At 45.6% G+C, this 22,284-nt stretch carries 17 protein-coding genes; 2 read left to right on the forward strand and 15 right to left on the reverse strand.

Annotated features, from left to right (window positions below):
- Window positions 1-435 precede the first annotated feature (435 nt).
- The 3 genes from JFC06_RS10020 to surE form a co-directional block, all read right to left on the reverse strand.
- Window positions 436-1,740, reverse strand: a complete 1,305-nt coding sequence (locus JFC06_RS10020) for a lytic murein transglycosylase (protein ID WP_198334939.1) — start codon at window positions 1,738-1,740, stop codon at window positions 436-438.
- Window positions 1,741-1,790: 50 nt separating this feature from the next.
- Window positions 1,791-2,597, reverse strand: coding sequence for a M23 family metallopeptidase (locus JFC06_RS10025; protein WP_198334940.1), 807 nt, complete (start codon window positions 2,595-2,597; stop codon window positions 1,791-1,793).
- A 172-nt stretch (window positions 2,598-2,769) separates the two neighbouring features.
- The gene (surE, locus tag JFC06_RS10030; RefSeq protein WP_198334941.1) at window positions 2,770-3,648 is read right to left on the reverse strand and encodes a 5'/3'-nucleotidase SurE; all 879 of its coding nucleotides are present in this window, start codon (window positions 3,646-3,648) and stop codon (window positions 2,770-2,772) included.
- A gap of 561 nt (window positions 3,649-4,209) precedes the next feature.
- On the opposite strand from surE, the gene JFC06_RS10035 reads away from it, so the two are divergent.
- Together JFC06_RS10035 and JFC06_RS10040 are read left to right on the forward strand one after the other, a co-directional pair.
- Window positions 4,210-4,572 carry an MCR_0457 family protein gene (locus JFC06_RS10035; RefSeq protein ID WP_226949549.1) on the forward strand — a complete coding sequence of 121 codons (363 nt, stop codon included), beginning with the start codon at window positions 4,210-4,212 and terminating at the stop codon, window positions 4,570-4,572.
- Window positions 4,573-5,074: 502 nt separating this feature from the next.
- The gene (locus tag JFC06_RS10040; RefSeq protein WP_198334942.1) at window positions 5,075-6,241 is read left to right on the forward strand and encodes a D-alanyl-D-alanine carboxypeptidase family protein; all 1,167 of its coding nucleotides are present in this window, start codon (window positions 5,075-5,077) and stop codon (window positions 6,239-6,241) included.
- Window positions 6,242-6,487: 246 nt separating this feature from the next.
- On the opposite strand, the gene JFC06_RS10045 is transcribed toward JFC06_RS10040, so the two are convergent.
- From JFC06_RS10045 to JFC06_RS10100, 12 genes are all read right to left on the reverse strand, one after another.
- On the reverse strand, window positions 6,488-8,425 hold the full coding sequence (locus JFC06_RS10045) for a sensor histidine kinase (protein ID WP_198334943.1): 1,938 nt from the start codon (window positions 8,423-8,425) through the stop codon (window positions 6,488-6,490).
- A gap of 183 nt (window positions 8,426-8,608) precedes the next feature.
- Complete coding sequence (gene der, locus JFC06_RS10050) at window positions 8,609-10,042, reverse strand: ribosome biogenesis GTPase Der (RefSeq protein WP_198334944.1); 1,434 nt, start codon at window positions 10,040-10,042, stop codon at window positions 8,609-8,611.
- A 339-nt stretch (window positions 10,043-10,381) separates the two neighbouring features.
- On the reverse strand, window positions 10,382-11,590 hold the full coding sequence (gene bamB / locus JFC06_RS10055) for an outer membrane protein assembly factor BamB (protein ID WP_198334945.1): 1,209 nt from the start codon (window positions 11,588-11,590) through the stop codon (window positions 10,382-10,384).
- 85 nt (window positions 11,591-11,675) lie between these two features.
- Window positions 11,676-12,473, reverse strand: coding sequence for a YfgM family protein (locus JFC06_RS10060; protein WP_198334946.1), 798 nt, complete (start codon window positions 12,471-12,473; stop codon window positions 11,676-11,678).
- 96 nt (window positions 12,474-12,569) lie between these two features.
- On the reverse strand, window positions 12,570-13,859 hold the full coding sequence (gene hisS / locus JFC06_RS10065; protein WP_198334947.1) for a histidine--tRNA ligase: 1,290 nt from the start codon (window positions 13,857-13,859) through the stop codon (window positions 12,570-12,572).
- Between the two features lie 140 nt (window positions 13,860-13,999).
- On the reverse strand, window positions 14,000-15,115 hold the full coding sequence (gene ispG / locus JFC06_RS10070) for a flavodoxin-dependent (E)-4-hydroxy-3-methylbut-2-enyl-diphosphate synthase (protein ID WP_198334948.1): 1,116 nt from the start codon (window positions 15,113-15,115) through the stop codon (window positions 14,000-14,002).
- Window positions 15,116-15,178: 63 nt separating this feature from the next.
- A complete protein-coding gene (locus JFC06_RS10075) occupies window positions 15,179-16,000 on the reverse strand; it encodes a helix-turn-helix domain-containing protein (protein ID WP_227685594.1) in 822 nt (273 codons plus the stop codon).
- The gene (gene pilW, locus JFC06_RS10080; protein WP_227670125.1) at window positions 15,991-16,926 is read right to left on the reverse strand and encodes a type IV pilus biogenesis/stability protein PilW; all 936 of its coding nucleotides are present in this window, start codon (window positions 16,924-16,926) and stop codon (window positions 15,991-15,993) included. Before pilW ends, JFC06_RS10075 begins: the two co-directional genes overlap by 10 nt.
- Window positions 16,927-17,138: 212 nt before the next feature.
- Window positions 17,139-18,368, reverse strand: coding sequence for a 23S rRNA (adenine(2503)-C(2))-methyltransferase RlmN (gene rlmN, locus JFC06_RS10085; protein ID WP_198334950.1), 1,230 nt, complete (start codon window positions 18,366-18,368; stop codon window positions 17,139-17,141).
- Between the two features lie 367 nt (window positions 18,369-18,735).
- On the reverse strand, window positions 18,736-19,167 hold the full coding sequence (gene ndk / locus JFC06_RS10090; RefSeq protein ID WP_198334951.1) for a nucleoside-diphosphate kinase: 432 nt from the start codon (window positions 19,165-19,167) through the stop codon (window positions 18,736-18,738).
- Between the two features lie 345 nt (window positions 19,168-19,512).
- Window positions 19,513-20,802 (reverse strand): adenylosuccinate synthase, encoded by a 1,290-nt coding sequence (locus JFC06_RS10095; RefSeq protein WP_198334952.1) that lies wholly within the window; start codon window positions 20,800-20,802, stop codon window positions 19,513-19,515.
- A 116-nt stretch (window positions 20,803-20,918) separates the two neighbouring features.
- Window positions 20,919-22,226, reverse strand: a complete 1,308-nt coding sequence (locus JFC06_RS10100; protein ID WP_198334953.1) for an ATP phosphoribosyltransferase regulatory subunit — start codon at window positions 22,224-22,226, stop codon at window positions 20,919-20,921.
- Window positions 22,227-22,284: the final 58 nt, after the last annotated feature.

A 22,284-nucleotide genomic window follows, 5' to 3' on the forward strand; every position in this document is an offset into this window, starting at 1 on the left:
TAAGTGTCTATGCGCTGCTTGATGGCAGACTGCAATGCTTCCATGGTAATCATAAAGGGTCACCCTGTTAGTCGTTCTTATTATTCATATGTTAAAAACACGTTATCAAGAGTTTATCATTCACCGTAACACTTTTCTTGTCCCAATATCAGTTTTTGCAGGTTTGACACAGCCAAGCGTGTTGCTAAGACTGGTATGTCTTAACAATTGTTGTAGCAACCATAACCAGTCTAGGTCATATCAATACCGGCGTTTATGCGCAAACGGTAGGCTTTATAAGAAATCTGTCCTAGAGTAAAGCAAAAAAGCACCCGAATAAGGTGCTTTTTTGTTGTACTTATAAGGTCATAGTTTTAATGCTAGCGCTTTAAAAACTCGCTGAAAAAAGCCGTTTTTAAAACTGTTATTACTAAAAAGTAGCGCTAGCAATTCACTTTACCATGATGCTAAAGAGGCGGCGCTACGCTGCGTAATAAAGCCATCTGGCGTCTGTCCGTTATCTGCTTGCCAGCGCTGGAACGCCTTGCGAGTGTTAGTGCCAACAATACCATCAGCCCCTTTCGTGTCGTAACCCATACCCGTCAAACGCTGCTGCAAATTGCGTACTTGCGTCGTTGATAACGGACGCTCATAGCGCGGCCACGATTTTTGCAAGCCACCTTGTCCAGCAAGGGCCTTGCCCAGTAAGCTCACCCCTAGCGCATAACTTGAAGAGTTGTTATAAACCTTGATGACATCAAAATTTGGACTCAATAGGAGTAATGGACCATCTTTACCAGCTGGCAGCCATAGCTCCATCTCTGTGTTAGCATCCAAGTAGACATCGGCTATCGTATCCACACCCATCGCCGCCCATCTAGCTGCAGGTTGCTTACTGCCCACCACCGAATAATCGAACGAGGTAGGCACCGTCACCTCATAAAACGGTGCTAGACCACGAACCCAACCTGAGTTACTCAGATAATTGGCAGTAGAAGCCAAAGCATCAGCCGTTGCCCACGGATTGCGATGACCATTGCCATCGCCATCCACGCCTTGCTTGAGCCAAGTGTCAGGGATAAACTGCGTCTGCCCCATTCCACCTGCCCAAGAGCCGTCAAGCTGTGACCAAGATACATCGCCACGTTGCAATAACGTCGCTAATGATAATAACTGAGTTTCAGCAAACTCTTGACGACGACCGTCATAAGCAAGGCTCGCAAGTGAGCTTGGTATACTACTGTTGCCAGTCACCGCCCCGTATGAAGACTCCATGCCCCATATCGCAGCGATAATTTCTGCATTGACACCATACTGTGATTCTAACTGCGATAAAAACGCTCGTTGCTCGGCAAACTTACGCTTACCCGTGCTGACTCGACCGTCTGATACGGCAGAGTCGACATACTCCCACGGCATTTTAGAAAACTCTGGCTGTCCTGAGTCAAGTGAGATGACCTGTTGATTCAAGTAAGCCAAATCAAGCAAACGCCGAACCGTCGCCGCATCATGACCTGAAGACATGGCTCGCATAGAAAAGTCTGACTTCCAATCAGAGAAACTGCTGTAGCTTGGCTTTGCAACAGGCTGCGGCTTGATGACTGGCTGCGGGGTTGGCTTCACTTGAATGGTTTGAGTCTGGGTGATCTGAACGTTGCCTTGACGCACAGGCTTGCTCGTTTTTTGCATTGCCTGTTGGCTCGTACACCCAACCATCACTAAGGCTGGGAAAAGGGCAATGTATTGTTTTTTTAACATCATAAGAAGTCTCAGGTATGAATAAGTAACGTGGCTTAGATATTACAGCAAACTTAACGTCCCAGTACCGCACGTGGGTCAATAGGATTACCATTTAAGCGCACTTGAAATTCCAAACCTACTTGATTGGTTTGACCACTGCTACCCATATTGGCAATACGCTGACCTCGTTGTACGGCATCCCCTTCTTTGACGAGGAGCTGACTGTTATGTGCATAGGCTGTGATATAGTTATCACTATGGCGAATCATAATGAGATTGCCGTACTCTGGCAGGCCATTACCCGAGTAAAGCACTGTTCCAGATTGGCTGGCAACCACTGGATCGCCAACATTACCAGCAAACCACATGCCCATGGTGCCAGCGGCGGCATCAAAATTGCGGGTTACTTGATTGCGACTTGGATAGTCATAACCTGAGGTTGCGTTGGCTGTGACTTCATACACGGGACTTGGTGAGCTATTATTGGTTGTGTTCGTCACAGGGGGTGTGTAAGTCGGCTGTGAGACAGTCGGTGTAGAGGTACTATAGCGATTATTATTGGCTGGCGCGGCTTGTCCTTGCCACAGCTTAAGCCATTGACCACTATAAATCGTATACTTACTGTCTAAACGATTGAGTGCCCCAATTTGACGATAATTGAGACGATAACGCTCAGCAATTTGACTGACCGTATCACCGCGCTGTACACGATGATAGTTAGGAACCCCTTGAGCATTGGTGATAATTTTTGGACCAGCTTGGTTGGTTGATTGATAAGTCGGCTTCGTTGCACAGCCTACCATCGTTAACGTTGCTGCTGTCATGGTGCCAATCAATGCCACTGTTGCAAAGCGCGATCCAGCAATAAGCTTCTTCATACAAGATTTCCTATTCTTTATGTTACTCACAAACTCCTTGTGTTACTCACAAGCACTTTGCTAACTGTTATACCGTTTAGTATTGGATAAGTACCATCAAAACACCCTGATGGAAACGATTTTCTCTCATTTTTTGCTACCAATAATTCGCCTTACCTCCAACGTCGTTTCCTTACAAAGCTAACTTGGAGAGCTTCTCCAGCGTGGCTGCTGGCGTATGATGCAATCTTACTGGCGACAGACTAATATAACCTGCTGCTACTGCTTGGTTATCCGTCATGTCCATGGTTAATGAGCGAGCTTCTTTTGAGGCTGTTTGTTGAGACAACACTGTTTGAGAAACCACGCTTTGTCCTAATGATGACTCATTATCACCAATTTCAGATAACTCATATTGACGCTTGCGCAAAGACAACCAATACGCATCGCGCCCGCGTGGGTCGACCACATGGTGTACAGGACGTGCAATCTGACTGTGCCCTAAAGCGGTTATCTTTCGACCTTTAATCTCACAGGCACTATCAACATCAGGAATATTAACGTTTAAAACGTGATAGGGCAAATTTTTACAGGTATCTAATATCGGTGTTTCGACCAATAATTTAACAATTTCATCGGCCGCTATTTTATAGTGACTGGCCTGCTCTTGCCCACAGCCTTTGGCTCCGCCGCCCACCAGTGAGGTTGCCATAGCCGGTATGCCAAAAAGTTGCGCTGTCAATGCTGCACCAAAAGTGCCAGAAAATAAAACGTCTTGCCCAAGATTGGCCCCTGAATTAATACCAGTAATCACACAATCAAAACGGGTGTGACGATACAGCTCATGTAACGCTAAGTAAACACAGTCAGCAGGTGAGCCGTTCACTGCTACAAATCCCGAGGCCAGTTTGTGAGTGTATAGTGGCATTGAGATACTCAAAGCGCTGGCACAGCCACTCTGCTCATTAGTTGGCGCCACCACCGTCACCTCTCCAACAGTAGACAACGCCTGATACAGTGCCAACAAACCTGGCGCATAGACCCCATCATCATTACTAATCAAAAATCTCATTTTTGCTCAATATCTCATCAATGACCGTCTGTCCACTTATGCACTTTATCATTATAAAGTTGCTATAATCAGACCCGCAAATGGTGGCTACCCTGGTGAATGTTACCTTGATTGGTATAGCAAGGTTATAAAACCTTAGGGGACCACCACAATGGTGGACAATTATAACCTAATCGTACGCTGACACGAAGCCAGACCGTTACTCAGACCTCGTTTCACCTTTTGTTATACTGCGCCCTTTGCCCGCATCATTATTACCGCAGTAACGCAAAAAAGCGTGGCAACACGTTACAATAGGCAACAACCTACAACAATATAAACTTATATTTTTATGCTGTCGTAACTTATGAGTCTATGCTACTGATATGTTGCTAAAAAACGGCTTTGGCTCACAAGATATCTACACATAAATCAATATTTTATGTGACTTTTGTTTTCTGACCTATTAACATATCACCATTAAATAAAGATAAGCGAGTGTAATGCTGAATGAAAAATCAATCGATATTATCTATAGCTTCTGTGATAGCAAAGACTGCATCAAAGGTGGGTGTTGCAGGATTGATAACATCTGTTGCCATGTTGTCTCAAGCATCCTTTGCAGCGAATAAGCCCGCGACCACCATTCCTCTAGACATGTCTGGTATCAATATAACCAAGCATGAAATTGCAGTGATGCAGGTGCTGTCAGAAATATGTCCACCGATGCTGAATGGCAAACAAAAACAGCGCTTTTATAAGTCTTATACCGTGCAGCTTCATGAATTGATGCCGTCTTTAGAAGACCCAAAAGCGGCGATTCAATACCTATCAACCCAGCAAGATTATCGCCAAATATTACAAGGTATTCGTAGCTGGACGATGGGATTCTCAAAACAAGAGAACAAAGCGTTATGCGAAGATTTAGCAAATGCTGAGTACTAGTTAGTAAGGTTTTATGAAGATGTCTCAAAAATAAGACTTAAAACCACGACGCGATCTGTTCTGAAAAAATAAGCTGTTTTGGAAAAATAAGTTCTTTCTTTATAAGTTGTCTCTGTAGAAAATTTAAGCGCGCTTGTTAAATTTTTACCCTATAAAAGCTTGCTGTCAGCCTGTCCAAAAACAGATGAGGCAGCAAGCTTTTTTTATGGCATACAGATAGCTCAGTCGCAATAGTGGGCAAATCCTAATATAAGCAACCGTTTGCTCATCACGACTGTTTCTTTTTAATTCGGCCCTTTTTTTGCATTTATCGATTCCCCATCGGTTGGCATTTTGCTAAGATAAGGCGTTAATTTTATGTCTGTTGCTTCGTCCTCCCTACCCTCATTAGTGCGTTATTATTAAACCCGGTGTTTAAGACACTCTGTTTAAATGAGAACAAGGTGTAGTACTAGGCACAAGCGATAGATACATTTGGTTTCATGATGCGGTGTAACGATATATGACAGTAAAGCGTGTAAAAAACCAGCTGATGCAGCTGGTCGTTGGTGTGAGTATCTCAGTGAGCGCAGTGATGGCAAACGCAGCCATACAGCCGCCTGAAATGGACAATACCGCCTATGTATTGATGGACTACAATACGGGTGAAATTTTGGCGCAAAAGAACGCCAATGAATCGCTACCGCCAGCGTCCCTAACGAAAATGATGACCAGTTACATCATTGAGCAGCGCTTAGCATCGGGTGACCTCAAAGAAGACGATCAAGTACTCATGAGTCCAAATGCTTGGTGCCGTGGCAGTAGCAGCCAATCTTGTATGTATGTTCCAGTGAATAAAACTGCCAGCGTCATCGATATGCTACGCGGTATCATCATTCAGTCTGGTAATGATGCTTCAAAAGCGATGGCTGAGCACATCGCTGGTAGCGAAGCGTCATTTGCCATATTGATGAATGAGCAAGCCGAAAAGCTGGGTATGGATAACACGCATTTTGTCAATTCTACCGGCATGCCTGATGAAGGACACGAAGCTTCCGCCTTAGATTTGGCGAAGCTTGCCCGCGCTATCATTAAAAACAGCGGTGACTACTATGGCATCTATGCAGAAAAAGAGTTTACTTATAACGGTATCACCCAAGGAAACCGTAACGCCCTACTCGCAACCGATCCTACCGTTGATGGTCTAAAAACAGGCCACACTGATGCGGCTGGCTATTGCTTGGTGGCATCGAGTAATCGTGATGATATGCGCTTGATTTCTGTAATCATGGGAACAGAAAGCCAGCAAGCGCGTGCTGATCAATCACGTGAACTTCTCAACTGGGGCTTTGGTCATTTTACGACCGTGACCAAAGCACCTGCTGGACAATTTGTCAGTAAAATTCCAGTGTGGTTTGGGGAAGCCGATGAAGTAGAGCTAGTAACTGGTGATAATTTACAAATCCTGACCAGCAAGACGCAAAAAAACAAGATCACTACGGTAGTGGATATCCCTGAGAGCTTAGAAGCCCCCATCAAAAAAGGTCAAGAAGTTGGCAAAATGATGGCAGTTATTGACGGTAAAGCTGTTGCCTCTGTCCCTATTGTCGCGACTAGTGACATCGAGCAATCAGGCTTTATGAGCCGTACATGGCAACGTATTGTACGCTGGGCACAAAACTTGTTTTAGAAAAGTCCTTGTGACATAGTTTGTCTTGAAAAGACGCCTAATTTTTAGGCGTCTTTTTTTGACTGGGTAACCCTCTCCTGATGTTTATTTGCTACTCGCTCCAGCCTGTTCACTAATAGGCTAAGTTAAGTAACAGTGCTAAAAATAATATTGGTAAAAGTAATATTCATAAAAGAAAGTAACAATAGCAAGTGGACCGTCTTTTTAGGAGTGATATTGTTAGGTACGACGTTTTTAGGAATGACGCTACGTCCATACCAACCAGCGTTTTAGCAAGTCGCTTAGCGCCTTATCCTTATAGGTAGCACTGTAACAGCAATCAATACCAGCTGCTTTTAAACCATGCTCAAAACTGTCTACATATCGCGCTTGATGCGGTGGATACCAGTACACTAATAAAGCACGGCGCTCACTTTCAAAGTGGCGAATACGTCTGGCTAGGGACTCCGCTTTACTTGGAGACACGTCCTCAGCAAACATGACCATATCAATCTTTTCTAATCTTATATCATCGATAACCAGCTGCTCATGCTGCCGGTAGATAACAGTGGCCCCCAACCGCTCTAGCTCTGTCGCCAAAACCCCCGTTTCTTGATAGTAATAATAAACAGTCGTCAGGCCGGCTAGTAGCGGCTGCTGCCGCGACTGATGTTGATTGGGCATTGCGATGGTCAGGATAAACTGGGTCCCCACGCCTGGCGCACTATCAACGTCTATCGTAGCCCCTATAAGCTGAGTCATTTGTTTGACTACAGGTAGGCCGACCCCGGACCCTTCATATTGACGAGTTTTTGATGAATCCACTTGAAAAAATGGATTAAAAATATCATCGATGTGATGACTGTCGATACCAATCCCTGTGTCCTCCACACTGATTTGCCAACGATTGCTTTTATCAAAATGCGTCAGTTGCGAGGTCACGGTCACCTGACCTGCTGAGGTAAATTTAATCGCGTTACCAAGTAGGATCGATAGTATCTGGTGGATTTTTTCCGCATCACCTTCGAGGTTGTAGTCTATGTGATGGATGCGACTGATTAACGCCAGTCCTTTTTTCTGAGCAAGAGGCTCAAACTCTGTCAAAAGATCTGCGATCAATTGTAAGGGGTTAAATTCACTGACATTGATACTCATCTGACCTTTTTGTATTTGATTCAACTGAATAATGTGGTCAAGCGATGACACCAACTTATCACTACCGTTACTGATGATTTGAACCGCGTCTCTTTGCTCCCTACTTAGGGTGTCATGATCTAGTAGCTGCAAACCGCCCACAATGGCATTTAGCGAGGTTTTCAGCTCGTGGGTTATCATACTTTGAAAATTGTGCAGCTGTACATCCAGCGCGATGTCTTTTTTGTGTAGCTCCTGCTCAAAAACCGCAAGCGCCGCATAGTCTTGTTTGGCTTTTTGTAAACGACTAAATAACGCAATAAAGGTCTGCTTAATCTGCATCAACTCTTGAAAGCCGAATTGCTGCGGGATAACTGGCAATTGCTCAAGATCTGGGGTTTTGATGACCATGTCACACACATCAGTCAAAGCCTCTATGTCTCTTACAGGCCAACTAAGTTTGCGCAAAATGTACAAACCCACAAGAATCGTTAGTATCGTCGCAATAAGCCACAATAACAGGTTGTTTCGGAGCCACTGTAAACGCAGTGTATTCACATCCAAAGTAATATTAATATAACCCACTAACGTGCTATTTTTAATTTTTCCAGCAGTATCTGCTGATCCTTGCATAGGGTTTGATAAAGGGATAGCGGACTGCTGGTTGGCGGTTAGTGTATTAAGGTCACGATCACCATCGATGTAATTGCTGATGACTGGATAGTTAAAACTGACTGTGTCCGTAAACAAGGCATTCTTCCAATCAGCTCTTGTCTGATTCATGTCATCAATGGGCTGCGGGGTAGAATAAAATACAATGCTTTGAATACTGGGTTCGTTCTCTAACAAGAAGGTCACTTGCTCAGCCACCAAATCCGCATCTTCTGCTGTCGATGCGCTGGCAGCCAACAATGCGGCTAGCTGTTGGACGTGGGTACGCTTCTCTTTATAGTGCTGTAATAAACCATAAATAAAAGACAATAAGAAACCTGCCAAGACAGCCAAGATGATGGCCTGCGCGACAGAGCGCCAGATAAGCATAGAGATGGTTTTAGGCGAACGGTTGTTCATAGCACTCAACCGAGTTAAGACACTTGTTATCTATACTACAGGTATTTTAGGAAAGTGGTAAGGGGGATAGTCAGGTATTTGCCTATCAGTTTTATCACATGCAAACAGATGTGCTACTGGCATAACACTACCTTTACTTTATCGCGCTCACAGCACGATAAAGTAAATAAGGAGTTAGACAGCTTAGCGTTTACGAGGTTTTTTATCTTTATCTTTTGTGGTAAATTTCTGTGCTCGATTACGCTCACGTTGACGCAATTGTTGCGTCTTCGCCTTGGTTGGCGTGTCGCTTTTATTGGCGTATGGATTGTCATTTTGTTTAAAGATAACGTTAAGCGGCGTGCCTTCAAGCTTGAATACTTGACGGAACTGGTTTTCAAGATAGCGCTGATAGCTCTTAGGCAACGCGCTGGTTTGATTACCATGAATCACGATCACCGGTGGATTGTGGCCACCAATATGAGCATAGCGCAATTTAATACGGCGTCCAGCAACGGTTGGTGGCGGATTGGCTGTGACCGCATCTTGCAGTATTTGGGTCAAGCGATTGGTTGACACCTCAAACATGGATGACTTATAAGCGCGCAAGATGGAGGGGTATAGATTACCAACGCCCGTACCGTGTAACGCTGATATTAGATGCACTTTTACATAAGGGATAAAGCTAAAACGACGATCCATTTCAAGCTTGATGTAATCTCTTTGATCGGGCGTTAAACCATCCCATTTGTTGATCGCCACTACCAAAGCGCGACCGGCATCAAGTGCGTAGCCAATCATGTGCAAATCTTGATCAACAATGCCTTCGTGAGCATCAATCACAATAACCGTTACGTTAGAATCTTCGATCGCTTGCAAGGTTTTGATGACCGAGAATTTTTCTACCTTTTCATCGATTTTACCACGGCGACGTACACCAGCTGTATCGATCAATACGTAGTCTCTACCATCGCGCTGATACGGGATATAAATACTGTCACGCGTGGTACCAGGCATATCAAAAACCACCACTCGATCTTCGCCCAACAGACGATTGACCAGTGTCGATTTGCCAACGTTTGGACGACCAATGATGGCAAGCTTTAAGCCTCTTGGCTCTACCACATTCTCTTGCGCAGGCATATCAGCGGTCAATACTTCCAGCAGATTGCCCACACCGCGACCGTGACTGGCCGCCATTGGGTACGGCTCACCCAGTCCTAACGCATAAAACTCAGCAGGCGCCGCATCGTGGACACCATCGACTTTATTGGCAACGACATAGACTGGCTTACCAAGGGTGTGCAAAAACTTACCAATTTCGGCATCAGCGCCAATCATACCGGCACGAGCATCAACGACGAACACAATAATATCCGCCTCATGAATCGCCGTATGTGATTGCTCAGACATATAATCATCAATGTTGCCGCTGCCATCATCTGCCTCACCAATACCACCCGTGTCTACCACGATGAAGGACTTGTCTTCATAGGTAGCATCGCCGTATTGACGGTCACGAGTCAGTCCTGACAAATCAGCAACCAATGCCTGCCGACTTTTTGTGAACTGATTAAATAAGGTGGATTTACCGACGTTTGGACGACCAATTAAGGCGACCACAGGCTTGATACTCATGGGTTACTCTCAGTGAAAGGCACAATGACGGACAGAACAGTTACTCCTATAAACACGGTAGTGAATATGCTGAACTTGGCCGAAAATTTAAATGAATGATAAAAAACGATTGTAAAAATAATAATGGGTAATCTTACGATTAGCAGATAGTCTATGTGATAATGCCTACCGCATATCGGTCGCATAGAGTACGCGAAAGCCTGTATATAAACAAGCAATTTACACAAGGCAGTAAACGCTGACCAAGCAGCGTTTACACTTTATAAAGCCATAACCAATCGGCGGGCTAAATAATAGCGAGGAACTACCCGCTACCAAACCCATGGCTGATCAGTAAAATTAGCGTGCCAACTGCCAAATAGCCACTTGTCCTGAGGTGCTTTGGGTCATCAAACGGCTACCTTGGACTTGCAAGCTATTTAAGGCACCTTTGGTCTGTACACGGCTGACGATTTTGCCACTAGCAGGATCAAATAAGTGCACCACACCATCAAGATCACCCACGGCAATGTAATTACCAATCATCACAGGGTTGGTTAGATGACGATAAGCCAACTCGTCACTTTCCCACAGTCTCTCACCACTGGTACGGTCATAAGCCACCACTTTACCCTCTAAGCTTGTAGCAATCACTTGTTGGTTGTTGACCGCAAGCGCTTTTAAACTGGCAAGCTCGTTGACAAACATCACTTGACGCGAGGCTAAATCGATACCGAGTAACTGACCGCTATAACTGATGGCAAACAGCTGGTTGTTATCCACGATAGGCATGCCATCGACATCACTCATGCGCTCAACTTCACTACTGCCCGTACCGATACCAACGCGTCTTGACCACTGCGGTAGACCGTTATCGGTTGTCACGGCATGCAAACGGCCATCGGCAGTCGCTAATAGCGCCGTGTTACTATCTAATAATACGGGCGCCGCACTGCCACGCACACTGATCGCTGGAACTTGTGTGGCAAACTGCCATACAGACTGTCCAGTTTGTAGCGACAAACCATGCAAAAAGCCATCATTAGCCGATAGAATCACACGGTTATTGGTAATAAGCGCGGGTGTCAAAACCGAACCTGACAGCTGTTGTTGCCAGCGTTTGTCGCCAGTAGCACTATCAAATGCCATTATCTGACCACCGCGAGTACTGACAATGGCGGTTTGGCTGAGCGCATCTATAGCAACACCGCCTGTAATTTGATCGCCGACATCGATTGACCACACACGTTCGCCAGCACTATTAAAGCCTGTCAAATCACCACCGCGCGATGCGGTCACGATTTGTCCATTGGCATAACCAACTTGCAGATCTAACGGATCTTTTTTGCTGGCTTTTTTATTACCGACATCCGCGCTAAAAATGGGCTGTAGCACACTAATAGGCTCAGCAATCTGTACCAGTTTTACCGGATCATTGACCACTGGTTTGATACCGCGATTACACCCAATCACCGCAGTGCTCATTACTGCCAAAACGGCCACATGCATAACTGTCTTTTTGAGGGTTGTAGCGTTTAAGATTTTGCTAGAGCGAATAGATTGAGTCATTATAGGTTCTCACTACAAATAAATTATTAATTATTAGATAAAACGCTAGCACTATTATTAGGCAATAACGCTTATTACTATACAATTACTGTGTAACCTCAGAGGTAGTGCCTTCTACAGCGCCTGCTTCTGCTAGTGGCTGTACAGGAGTAGGAGACGCTTGAATAAGGCGGGCTTGCTCCTCAATAGGCTCAGGCATACTACCCAAACTCTCCATCTTTAACGCCAATACGGCACGCGTTTCTTGACGGCTGCGTAATAGCTCCCAAGCATTGTTATACGACTGAATCGCTGCGTCTTTATTGCTTTGTGCCAAATAAATATCTCCTAGCAACTCTTGTTGGCTGGCTTCAAACGAGCTTGGGATATCATTATTGGCGGCTGCTAATGCAGCCTCTGTATCGCCAGCAGCCAATAGGGTGGTCGCATAACGCAGACGAGTAATTGCCTTCAGACCTGCATCGCCTAAATCGATTTCTAGGGCTTTCTTAAGGGTCTCACTTGCCGCCGTAAACTCATCATTATCCACTTGCTGCCGCGCTTTGATCATGAGTGCTTGCCAAGCGTAAATGGATTCCCCATGTTGGATTACTAACGCATCAATGTCTTTATTCAATTGTGTACGGCTCTGTACAAGTGCCTCTTGTGCCTCTGTCTCTAAATCTGGATTTTGCGAGGCCAAACTGACTTCTTCATTCAACCGCTGGATATCTGCATAGTGGTCGGCCGCCACCGTATCTACCCGCGCATGGTTATCCTGCCAATAGGTCCACCCAAAGTAAGCTGCCAGCGCCAATAAAATTGCAGTGACAATATAGCTGCCATATTGCTTTAACGCTTGCATTGAGTTGTCTGCATTCGGCGAATTAGGTGTCAGAGCCATATATATTTACCTGATAAAATTGTTATTAAATTGCTGCTAGAATCAAAACCGATGGTCTATTGGCTGAGATGACGTTCACGTGGTAAAGGACGATCATCAGTTGCGAGAAAAATTCTCTTGATCCGAGAGCCAATCTTGCGCAACGGTCTGCTGCTCACCTGTCTGCATGTCTTTCACGCTAATGGTATTATCATCAAGCTCTTGCTGGGCGATAATGACGGTCAATGCAGCGCCTGACTTATCCGCTTTTTTCATTTGTGCTTTTAGGCTGGTGGCACTCGCCATTTTGACCCGTACATCTGGGCGACTATAACGCAAGTTTTGCGCATAACCAATACCCGCGCTATACACCTCGGGATGAGCAACCACGAAGACATCACAAGCTGGCACCTCTGCAATTGGCGCGACCGCCTCCATCAGCAATAATAAACGCTCAAGGCCCATGGCAAAACCAACGGCAGGCTCAGATTTTACCGGCTTATTACCATCTGTACCGATGGACTTCAATTGTCCAACCAGACCATCATAACGGCCACCTGCACAAACCGTGGCTTGGCTACCAAGTTTGTCGGTGACCCACTCAAAGACGGTTTTATTATAATAATCAAGTCCACGAACCAGATGGGGGTTGATCTCAAAATCGATACCAAGCGCGGTCAAATAAGTTTGCACTTGCTCAAAGTGTGCCATGCTTTCTGTACCCAAAAAGTCAGCAAGCTTTGGGGCATCTGCCAATATCGCTTGTGTGCTCGCCTCTTTACTGTCTAAAATACGTAGCGGATTGGTCGTTAAGCGGCGTTTGCTGTCTTCGTCCAGCTGGTCTTTTTTATCGGTTAAATAGTTCACTAAGGCTTCACGATACGCGTGACGCTCATCGAGCTCACCTAGGCTGTTCAATTGCAGATGCATCTCATCTTGTAGACCCAATGCTTGCCACATCAGATGGGTCATGGCAATCAGCTCGGCATCTGCATCAGGTAGCGCACTACCGAAGCTCTCGACACCCAGTTGATGAAACTGACGATAACGCCCTTTTTGCGGACGCTCATAACGGAACATTGGACCGATGTACCATAATTTTGGTGTATCACCGCGCAGCAAATTGTGCTCGATCACCGCGCGCACAGCCCCTGCTGTACCTTCAGGACGCAGCGCCAACGGCGTTGGTGGCTCAGATTTATCAGTGAAGCTGTACATCTCTTTTTCGACGATGTCCGTTGCCCCGCCGATAGCACGCGCAAACAAATCGGTTTGCTCAACGATCGGCAAGCGAATATGTTCATAGCCGTATCTGCCGAGCACATCAGCCAAAATCGCCTCTAAACGCAACCACTTTGCCGACTGTTCTGGCAAAATATCATTAAACCCTTTAATCGCTTTAATCATGGTACGGTCGTATCCTTAAAATGTTTAACAGGTCTCTCTATTATTGTTGTTTTTGCTCATCATGTGATTGAGCATTACTTTTAAACAAACAGCGAATCAGTATGGCCGCTTTTATGCTGAGGCGGCACGTATATAACGACTTATTTGACGCGAATAATCTCATTCTCACGTTTTTTGGCCAGATCTTCTGCATGCGCGCGTACCATGCCTTCTATTTCATCGACTAAATTATTGGTATCAATCAAATGGCTTTTTTCACCCATTCGGTACACCAGAGACTTCGGCGCGGCACCAACGATGCCAATGTCTGACTCTTTCGCTTCACCAGGTCCATTTACCTTACAGCCAATCACTGACAAATTCATTGGTTCACGAATATCTTCTAAACGTGACTCTAGCGCCGTCATTACTTTAATGACATCAAATTCTTGACGTGAGCAGCTTGGGCAAGCAATAAAATTAACACCGTTAGAACGAATATTTAGCGATTTTAGAATATCAAAGCCAATTTTGATTTCTTCTTCAGGCTCTGCAGCAAGCGAAATGCGAATCGTATCACCAATACCATCCAATAATAAACCACCCAGTGCAATGGCAGATTTTACGGCACCAGTACGGTAAACACCTGCTTCAGTGACACCCAAATGCAAGGGATTATCAATTTGTGCTGATATCAGACGATACGCATCTAGCGTCAAAAACACATTACTGGCTTTGACGGAAACCTTATATTGGTCAAAATTTAAGCGCTCTAGAATATCAATATGGCGCATTGCCGACTCAAGCATCGCCTCGCCTGTAGGCTCTTTGTATTTACGCTGGATGTCTTTTTCTAAGGAGCCGGCGTTGACACCGATCCGAATAGGGATGTTGTAATGTTTGGCACAAGCAACCACTTCCCGTACTTTGGCATCACTACCGATGTTACCGGGATTGATACGCAAGCAATCTGCCCCTGCCTCGGCAACCGCTAAGGCAATCTTATGATCAAAATGCACGTCGGCTATTAAGGGCACGCTGACCCGCTTACGAATTTCACCAAACGCTTTGACGGTATCCATGGTTGGCGTCGATACCCGCATCAAATCAGCGCCTGCTTCTACGCAGCGCTCTATTTGCGCGACAGTTGCTGCCACATCACAGGTATCTGTATTGGTCATACTTTGGACACTAATCGGCGCATCACCACCAATCGCGACATCACCGACATAGATTTTTTTGGTAAGACGACGGTTAATAGGCGCTGACGTTGACATAGACAAACCCTTCAATTGGAGCGAGAGAAACGGAAACAAAACACACTTTTATGACCTTTAGCATCAAGGTGCCAACTCAAAACTGGCTTGCTCATCAGTGGCATAAGCCTCTAAAGCGACCGCTTCTTGGTTAAGCATTAAACTGACATTATCGACATTATCAATTTGTACATTAAACGGCGGCATACCTGACAATTCATAGTCACCAGCGGTTTGAGTCCCACTGATTAGACTGCTACCAGAGGCATCAGTAATATTAACGGTGGCGGTATCAGTGAGCGTGACGTTTAAAGAAGCCGTGCTGGCACTAGCCTCACCGCCCAAATTTAGAGCAGAGCCAGAGGCACCAATACCAGTCGCGTCATCAATAGCGGCACCCTGAGCTTGCTCTGTCGCTGATATGTCTTCGACTGTGGTTATCGATTCGGCACTGTTTTCTTTGCTGGCGTTACTCACCATACGAAACAAGAATATCGCTAAAATAATGACGCCAATGACTGCGATGATCAGTAACGGATTAAAACGAATGCGATTGTGAGTATCGCGCTGTAGTGTGCCCATCGGGCGCAGCGGCGTATCGGTACTATTCAACGATTTGGCTTTGAGCTCATTGGGGTAAGCGGCATCAAAACTGTTCGCGATTTTTGCAGAGTCCAATCCCAAATATTTGGCATAGTTGATCGCAAAACCACGAGCAAACGCAGCTTGCGGTAAATCAGCAAAATTTTCATTTTCAAGCGCTTGTAAATGGCGCTTTAAAATAAACAACTCGGCGGCCGCCTCTTCTAAACTGACCTGCTTATTTTTACGGGCTTGCTGCAACATGGCACCAAATGATCCCTGAGCGTTAGATTGAGTGTTTGATGATGGGGTGGTCATTTCCATGGTGCCTCTGGATTGTTAAGCCAAGTCTTAAGTTGTTTTGCTTCATCACTTAAGGGGTAAGTAGATAAAAGCTGCTGTGCCAATTGCTGGCGCGTCGTTAGGTTATTTTGCGCGGCCGCAAGTTTGATGCCTTGTAAAAGCAGGCGCGGGCTAATGCCCTGCCCTTGTATCAGTATCAACGTTTCATCATAAAGTCTCTGCGCCTGCGGTACACGCTGCTGCTCTAGCAATAAATCCACCAATTCGATATGAGCGATAAGGCTATTGCGATTGCCATCGAGTGCCCGCAAAAACGCTTTAGCAGCTGCGCTACGATCACCTAGCTGCAGATAAGTACGCCCTAAGTTCTCTAACGCACCGATACGGCCTTCATAACCTAACGCGGCCCCCGCAATCTCAAACTGCTCTGCTGCCTCACGATAGCGCTTCATCTGTGACAAATAAACGCCGTAGTTATTGTGGGCCTGCTCAAAGTCTTTATCAAGCGCGATTGCTTTTTTAAAATATTGATCGGCCTTTTCAAGATTGATTCGACTGCCTTCTTGCTGCAGCAAAACGCCCATCATATCATAGGCTGGCGCGTAACGGCTATCAGCAGCAAAGGCTTTTTCAAGCTGCCGCTGGGCCGTGTCGAGCTCATTTTTGCGGATATATTGCGCGGCCAGTGAGGTACGCACGCGGGCGATTTCTTGTTGATCCAAGTTACGATTGTCACTTGGCCGCGTGGACGTCTGATAAGGCGCACTACCTATCAAGTCATTGGTTGGCGTGCTCTGACAACCAGTCAGCAGCAAACCGGACAGCGCCGTTATTAGCAGCACACGCTTTGGCGTGGTGACTTGGTTGGTCGCTACCCTGAACTGCTTATAAAATCTAAAAAATGGTTTTTGATATTTGAGCTGACAAGAATTGTTAGAAGTCATCATAGCCGCCATCATAAAACTGTGATTCAATGCGTTCGATCCTCGAGCCAACAGTTTAATGGATTTAGCCCCCATAAGTACAATTTAGTTGTCATTAATTGCGCTGTTCATCAATACTGGCCATTATGGCTACATTTTCATTACCATTGCGACAGATAAAAGACAGCTAACGCTAAACGCTGGGCAATTTGTTTACGGTTCATACACCTATCGAACTATACACTTTCACGATCTTTGATGCTTTGCTGCCAAGCCGCCGAACGTCTGGTGCGGTCAGCCACTTGTCCGACCAGCTGACCACAAGCGGCATCAATGTCATCACCGCGCGTTTGACGAATGGTACACACAAAACCTGCCTCGCTTAAGATATTGCTAAACGCATGGATGCGGTTATTGCTTGATTTATCATAGGGGGCATGCGGAAACGGATTGAATGGGATCAGGTTGATTTTGCTTGGTAAGCCTTCTAATAACGCCACTAGCTGCTGGGCATGCTCATTGCTGTCATTGACGCCATCAAGCATTACATATTCAATCGTTACGTGTTTTTTATGGCGTGGATTGACATCATAAACGTAGTTTTTTGCGGCGGCAATCAGCTCATCCAACGGGTACTTTTTATTAATGGGCACCAGTTCATTGCGCAGCTCATCGTTTGGCGCGTGCAACGAGATGGCCAATGCCACGTCGAGGTCTTGCGCCAGCTGATACATTTTTGGCACAACGCCTGACGTCGATAAGGTCACGCGACGCTTTGACAATCCATAAGCATGATCGCTGAGCATGATCTCCATTGAGCCAACCACTGGCTTATAGTTTAACAGTGGCTCACCCATGCCCATCATCACCACATTGGTGACGTTATTTTCCCATAGGCTATGATCAACGTTTTCCAAACTTTCATTTTCATCCGTCATATACGAGGCGTTGGCCACCCATAGCTGTCCGATAATCTCAGCGGCGCTCAAATCACGCTCAAACCCTTGCTTACCCGTACTACAAAAGCTACAGTCCAGCGCGCAGCCAACTTGTGAAGACACACACAAGGTTTTTCGGCCATTTAGCTTACTATCATCCGCTGGTATCAATACCGTCTCAACCAGTGAACCGCCCGTGACTTCAAATACCCATTTACGCGTGCCATCATCACTGTACTGACGATGGATCACTTTTGGCGGCACCACACAAGCATTGGCTGACAATTTGTCACGCAAGGACTTACTCAGGTTGGTCATTTTTTCAAAATCCGTCACGCCGTGCTGATATATCCACTTAATGACCTGAGTGGCACGAAATGGCTTTTCGCCAATACTTTTAAAGTAATCAGCCAGTTGCGCTTGCGTCATTCCCAATAAATTGGTCTTTGCGTGCGCCTCATCTACTAGCTTGATGCTGTCAGTAAATTTGGTCGGTACGTGCTGAGTGGCTGTTTGTACAGTTGACATAATAGGTAACCTTTTTGCATAAACTTGGATAAGCGGTGCAATTATTGATATGAGCTATGAGTGTTGTCACACATACGTAATACGTGAGTGCATGAGCAATCCGTTATAAGCGCAGACTTTATTAATTTATCCAGTGCCTGGGGAAAAATCTAATAAAATTATGCTGATAAGGGATTGATAACGCTGATTAAATACGATAATGAGGGAAACCTTGGTTAATTTCAACAAAGACTGTGACTATTATAATCGAAGTTACCCATCAGCAAATAATTAAAACGGCCTATACCCATAAGATATAAGCCGTCTTGCAAAACCAATTATAACCAATCAATTTTGTAAATAACTGGTACACAGTTGGTTTACGATATTAACGCGTACGGGCACAAACTTCATCATCGCTGAAGAAGTAGCTGATTTCACGTTTGGCTGATTCCGCTGAATCTGAACCATGAACCGCGTTTTCATCGATGCTGCTTGCGAAATCAGCACGGATAGTACCTTCAGCGGCGTCTTTTGGGTTGGTTGCACCCATGATTTCACGATGCTTAGCGATAGCGTTTTCGCCTTCTAGTACTGATACCAATACTGGACCTGACATCATGAACGATTTTAGATCATTGTAAAATGGACGCTCAGCATGTTCAGCGTAGAAACCACCTGCTTTTTCATCATCAAGTTGTAGCATTTTAGCGGCAACGATTTTTAGACCCGCTTGTTCAAAACGGTCATAGATAGCGCCGATGTGGTTGCCAGCAACTGCGTCAGGTTTGATGATAGATAAAGTACGTTCGTTAGCCATAAAAAGCTCCTAATAAATGCTAAATTCAATAAAAAATGAAAGGGTTCATGCTTTGTTTTGTCTTTGGCCACAGTGTTGGCTAGGCTGATTTCAACGACTTATTGCTTATTAGCACGAAAACATGAGCGCCAACACAGGATTGCTGCCTATTATAATGATTAAGGCCATAAATGATAGGGTTAATTTATGACCGCACCTTGCATAAAAGTAAATTTATTAGGTAGCAATTGTTAATAACGCTATACCCTTTGATAAAAGTAAAAACCCCAATGCTCAGCACTGGGGTTTTGATGTTTACTCGTTCAACCTATTTACTAACAGATGATAGTAAACAGAGGTGATAAACTAAGCATCATACGGATCGCGAAGTACGATCGTCTCTTCACGGTCAGGGCCCGTTGAGATAATATCGACTGGGCAACCAATCAAGTCTTCGATACGTTTGATGTATTTTTTCGCATTTTCTGGCAGGTCATCATAGTTGGTGATACCAACGGTTGATTCGCTCCAGCCTTGCATGGTTTCGTACTTAGGCGTCACTGACTCATAGAATTCAGCATCATGGGCGCCTGCGCACTCAGTCTCAGGCAAGTTATAACCCACACCGATGAGCAACTCTTCCAGACCATCTAGTACGTCAAGCTTGGTCAAGCAAATACCGGACATAGAGTTAAGCACGACTGCACGGCGTAACGCTTCGGCATCGAACCAGCCACAGCGGCGTGCACGGCCAGTTGTCGCCCCAAACTCATGACCGACTTTGGCCAAATGCGCCCCTACATCATCGAACAATTCTGTTGGGAACGGACCGCTACCCACGCGTGTGGTATAAGCCTTAGTGATACCAAGGACGTAGTCTAAATAGAGTGGACCAATACCTGTACCCGTTGATACGCCACCAGCGGTCACGCTTGAGCTGGTCACAAACGGATAAGTACCGTGGTCGATATCCAGTAGCGTACCTTGGGCACCTTCAAACATGAGGTTTTTGCCAGCAAGGCGCAACTGGTTTAAATCTTCGGTAACATCAGTGACCATACCAGTGATCTCAGCTTTCCACTCTTGGCACAGCTTGTACGTCTCATCAAAATCAATCGCGTCAACTTTGTAATACTCAGTCAATTGGAAGTTATGATACTCGATTAAGTTACGTAGCTTTTCTTCCAAATCTTCACGGAACAAGTCAGCAAGCTTGATAGCACGGCGAGCCACTTTGTCTTCGTAGGCAGGCCCGATACCGCGACCCGTCGTACCGATTTTACCAGTACCGCGCTTGGCTTCACGCGCTTGGTCAAGAGCGACGTGATACGGCATGATCAGTGGACAGTTAGGAGAGATACGTAGACGCTCACGCACGGGTACGTTGTTGTCTTCAAGCTCTTTCATTTCTTTGAGTAGGGCGTCAGGTGCCAACACCACGCCATTACCGATGAAGCAAGTCACGCCTTCACGTAAGATACCTGATGGGATCAAATGCAATACGGTGGTTTTGCCATCGACAACCAACGTGTGACCAGCGTTGTGACCGCCTTGAAAGCGAGCGACTGCTGAGGCTTTTTCGGTAAGTAAATCAACGATTTTACCCTTACCTTCATCGCCCCATTGGCTACCCAAAACTACGACATTCTTACCCATGATCAATCCTTACCTTTATGTATTGAGGTGTGTGCAATAACGGTTGAAAAATTAAATAACTGTGTTGACTGTCTCTTTGTATCTAACAATTTATATCTGACCAACGTCTTAGCTTATTAAATGGTTTGTAGCTGCCACTGATTGTCTACAAAGTTTAAATGATGCGTGATAGCGGCTGGGCGGTCTTCTGTATTTAGCGGCATCGTGACACGATAACCCTGCTGACGTAAGCTCTCAACTTGTTGTAACAATATCTGTTTTTGCTCGTGATCTGCGGTATTTAATGCATTAAAATCTACCAATACGATGGTTGGCGCATCAAGCTGAGTGTGAGCGAGCAAACGACTGACGTCCATACTAAAACCAGTGGCTTCACGGAGCTCATGTCCCGTTAACTGACTGCCGCTTTGCATCCCATCGAAACGGCCGCCACGTACCAGCGGTTGGGTCTCGCTATTGATATAACCATTGAACACAATACCCGTGTGATAGTGGTAGCCTGATAGCTCCGTCACATCGATACTGACGTCGCATTGCCATTGGTCTTGTAAATGTGTTTTTAATCGTTGCAGCTCATCAACCGCCGCCGTAATTTGTGCATCTTGCTGAGCGGTTGCTGACAGTTTAACCAATAGATTTGCAATATCGTGGCCAAAGCGGGCTAATGCATAAAAGTCATCACCCATCGGTAATACTTGGCACACACGTTTTAGCTCTGGTAAGTTTTTGTTGGCATATAAGTGCATCAAGTGTTCAGTATCACCCTCTGCCAGCTCGGCCAATTCGGCCAAACGCTTAAATATGGCTACGTGACCCAAATCGATGTGCAGCGTCGCACTCATGTTTAGCTTATTGACCATGCCAAACAACACATCTATCAGCTCGATATCTGCGGCAAGTGAGGCACAACCAAATATCTCAGCACCCAACTGCAATGGCGTGCGTGAGCCAAACAGTCCTGACGGTAATGTGTGGATCACATCCCCTGCGTAGCAATAACGCGCAATACCTGTACCACCGTGATGCGCGTCAATACGTAAAATCTGCGGCGTGATATCAGCGCGCAGTCCCATCAACCGACCCGTTAGCTGATCGATAATCTTAAAGGTTTGACGCTTTAAATCCTCTGAGGCATCACTTAACAACGATTCAGTAAACTCAATCATTGGCGGATTCACCAGCTGATAACCATGCGTGATGAGCTGCTGCGTCAGCTGATACCGAAGCACTTCTTGCTTATGGGCATCTTCGAACAACACGTCTACTACCCCATCAGGCAGCAACCAGCTATTGGCAACGTCGCTCGCAAAGTTGCTAAGAGGGGGCATGCGATTGGGCATAGCATTGTTTTCAGCGGACTGAGCTGCCGCTTGATTGAGAGTATTTGACTGGGCGGGTTTTACGGAATCAGAACTGACAGACACAATAAATCCTTGTTTGGCGTATCGCTTACCAAAAACGCGGTACTGATGCGGTACTTAA

This window comes from Psychrobacter namhaensis, from assembly GCF_016107545.1.
Classification (GTDB): domain Bacteria; phylum Pseudomonadota; class Gammaproteobacteria; order Pseudomonadales; family Moraxellaceae; genus Psychrobacter; species Psychrobacter namhaensis.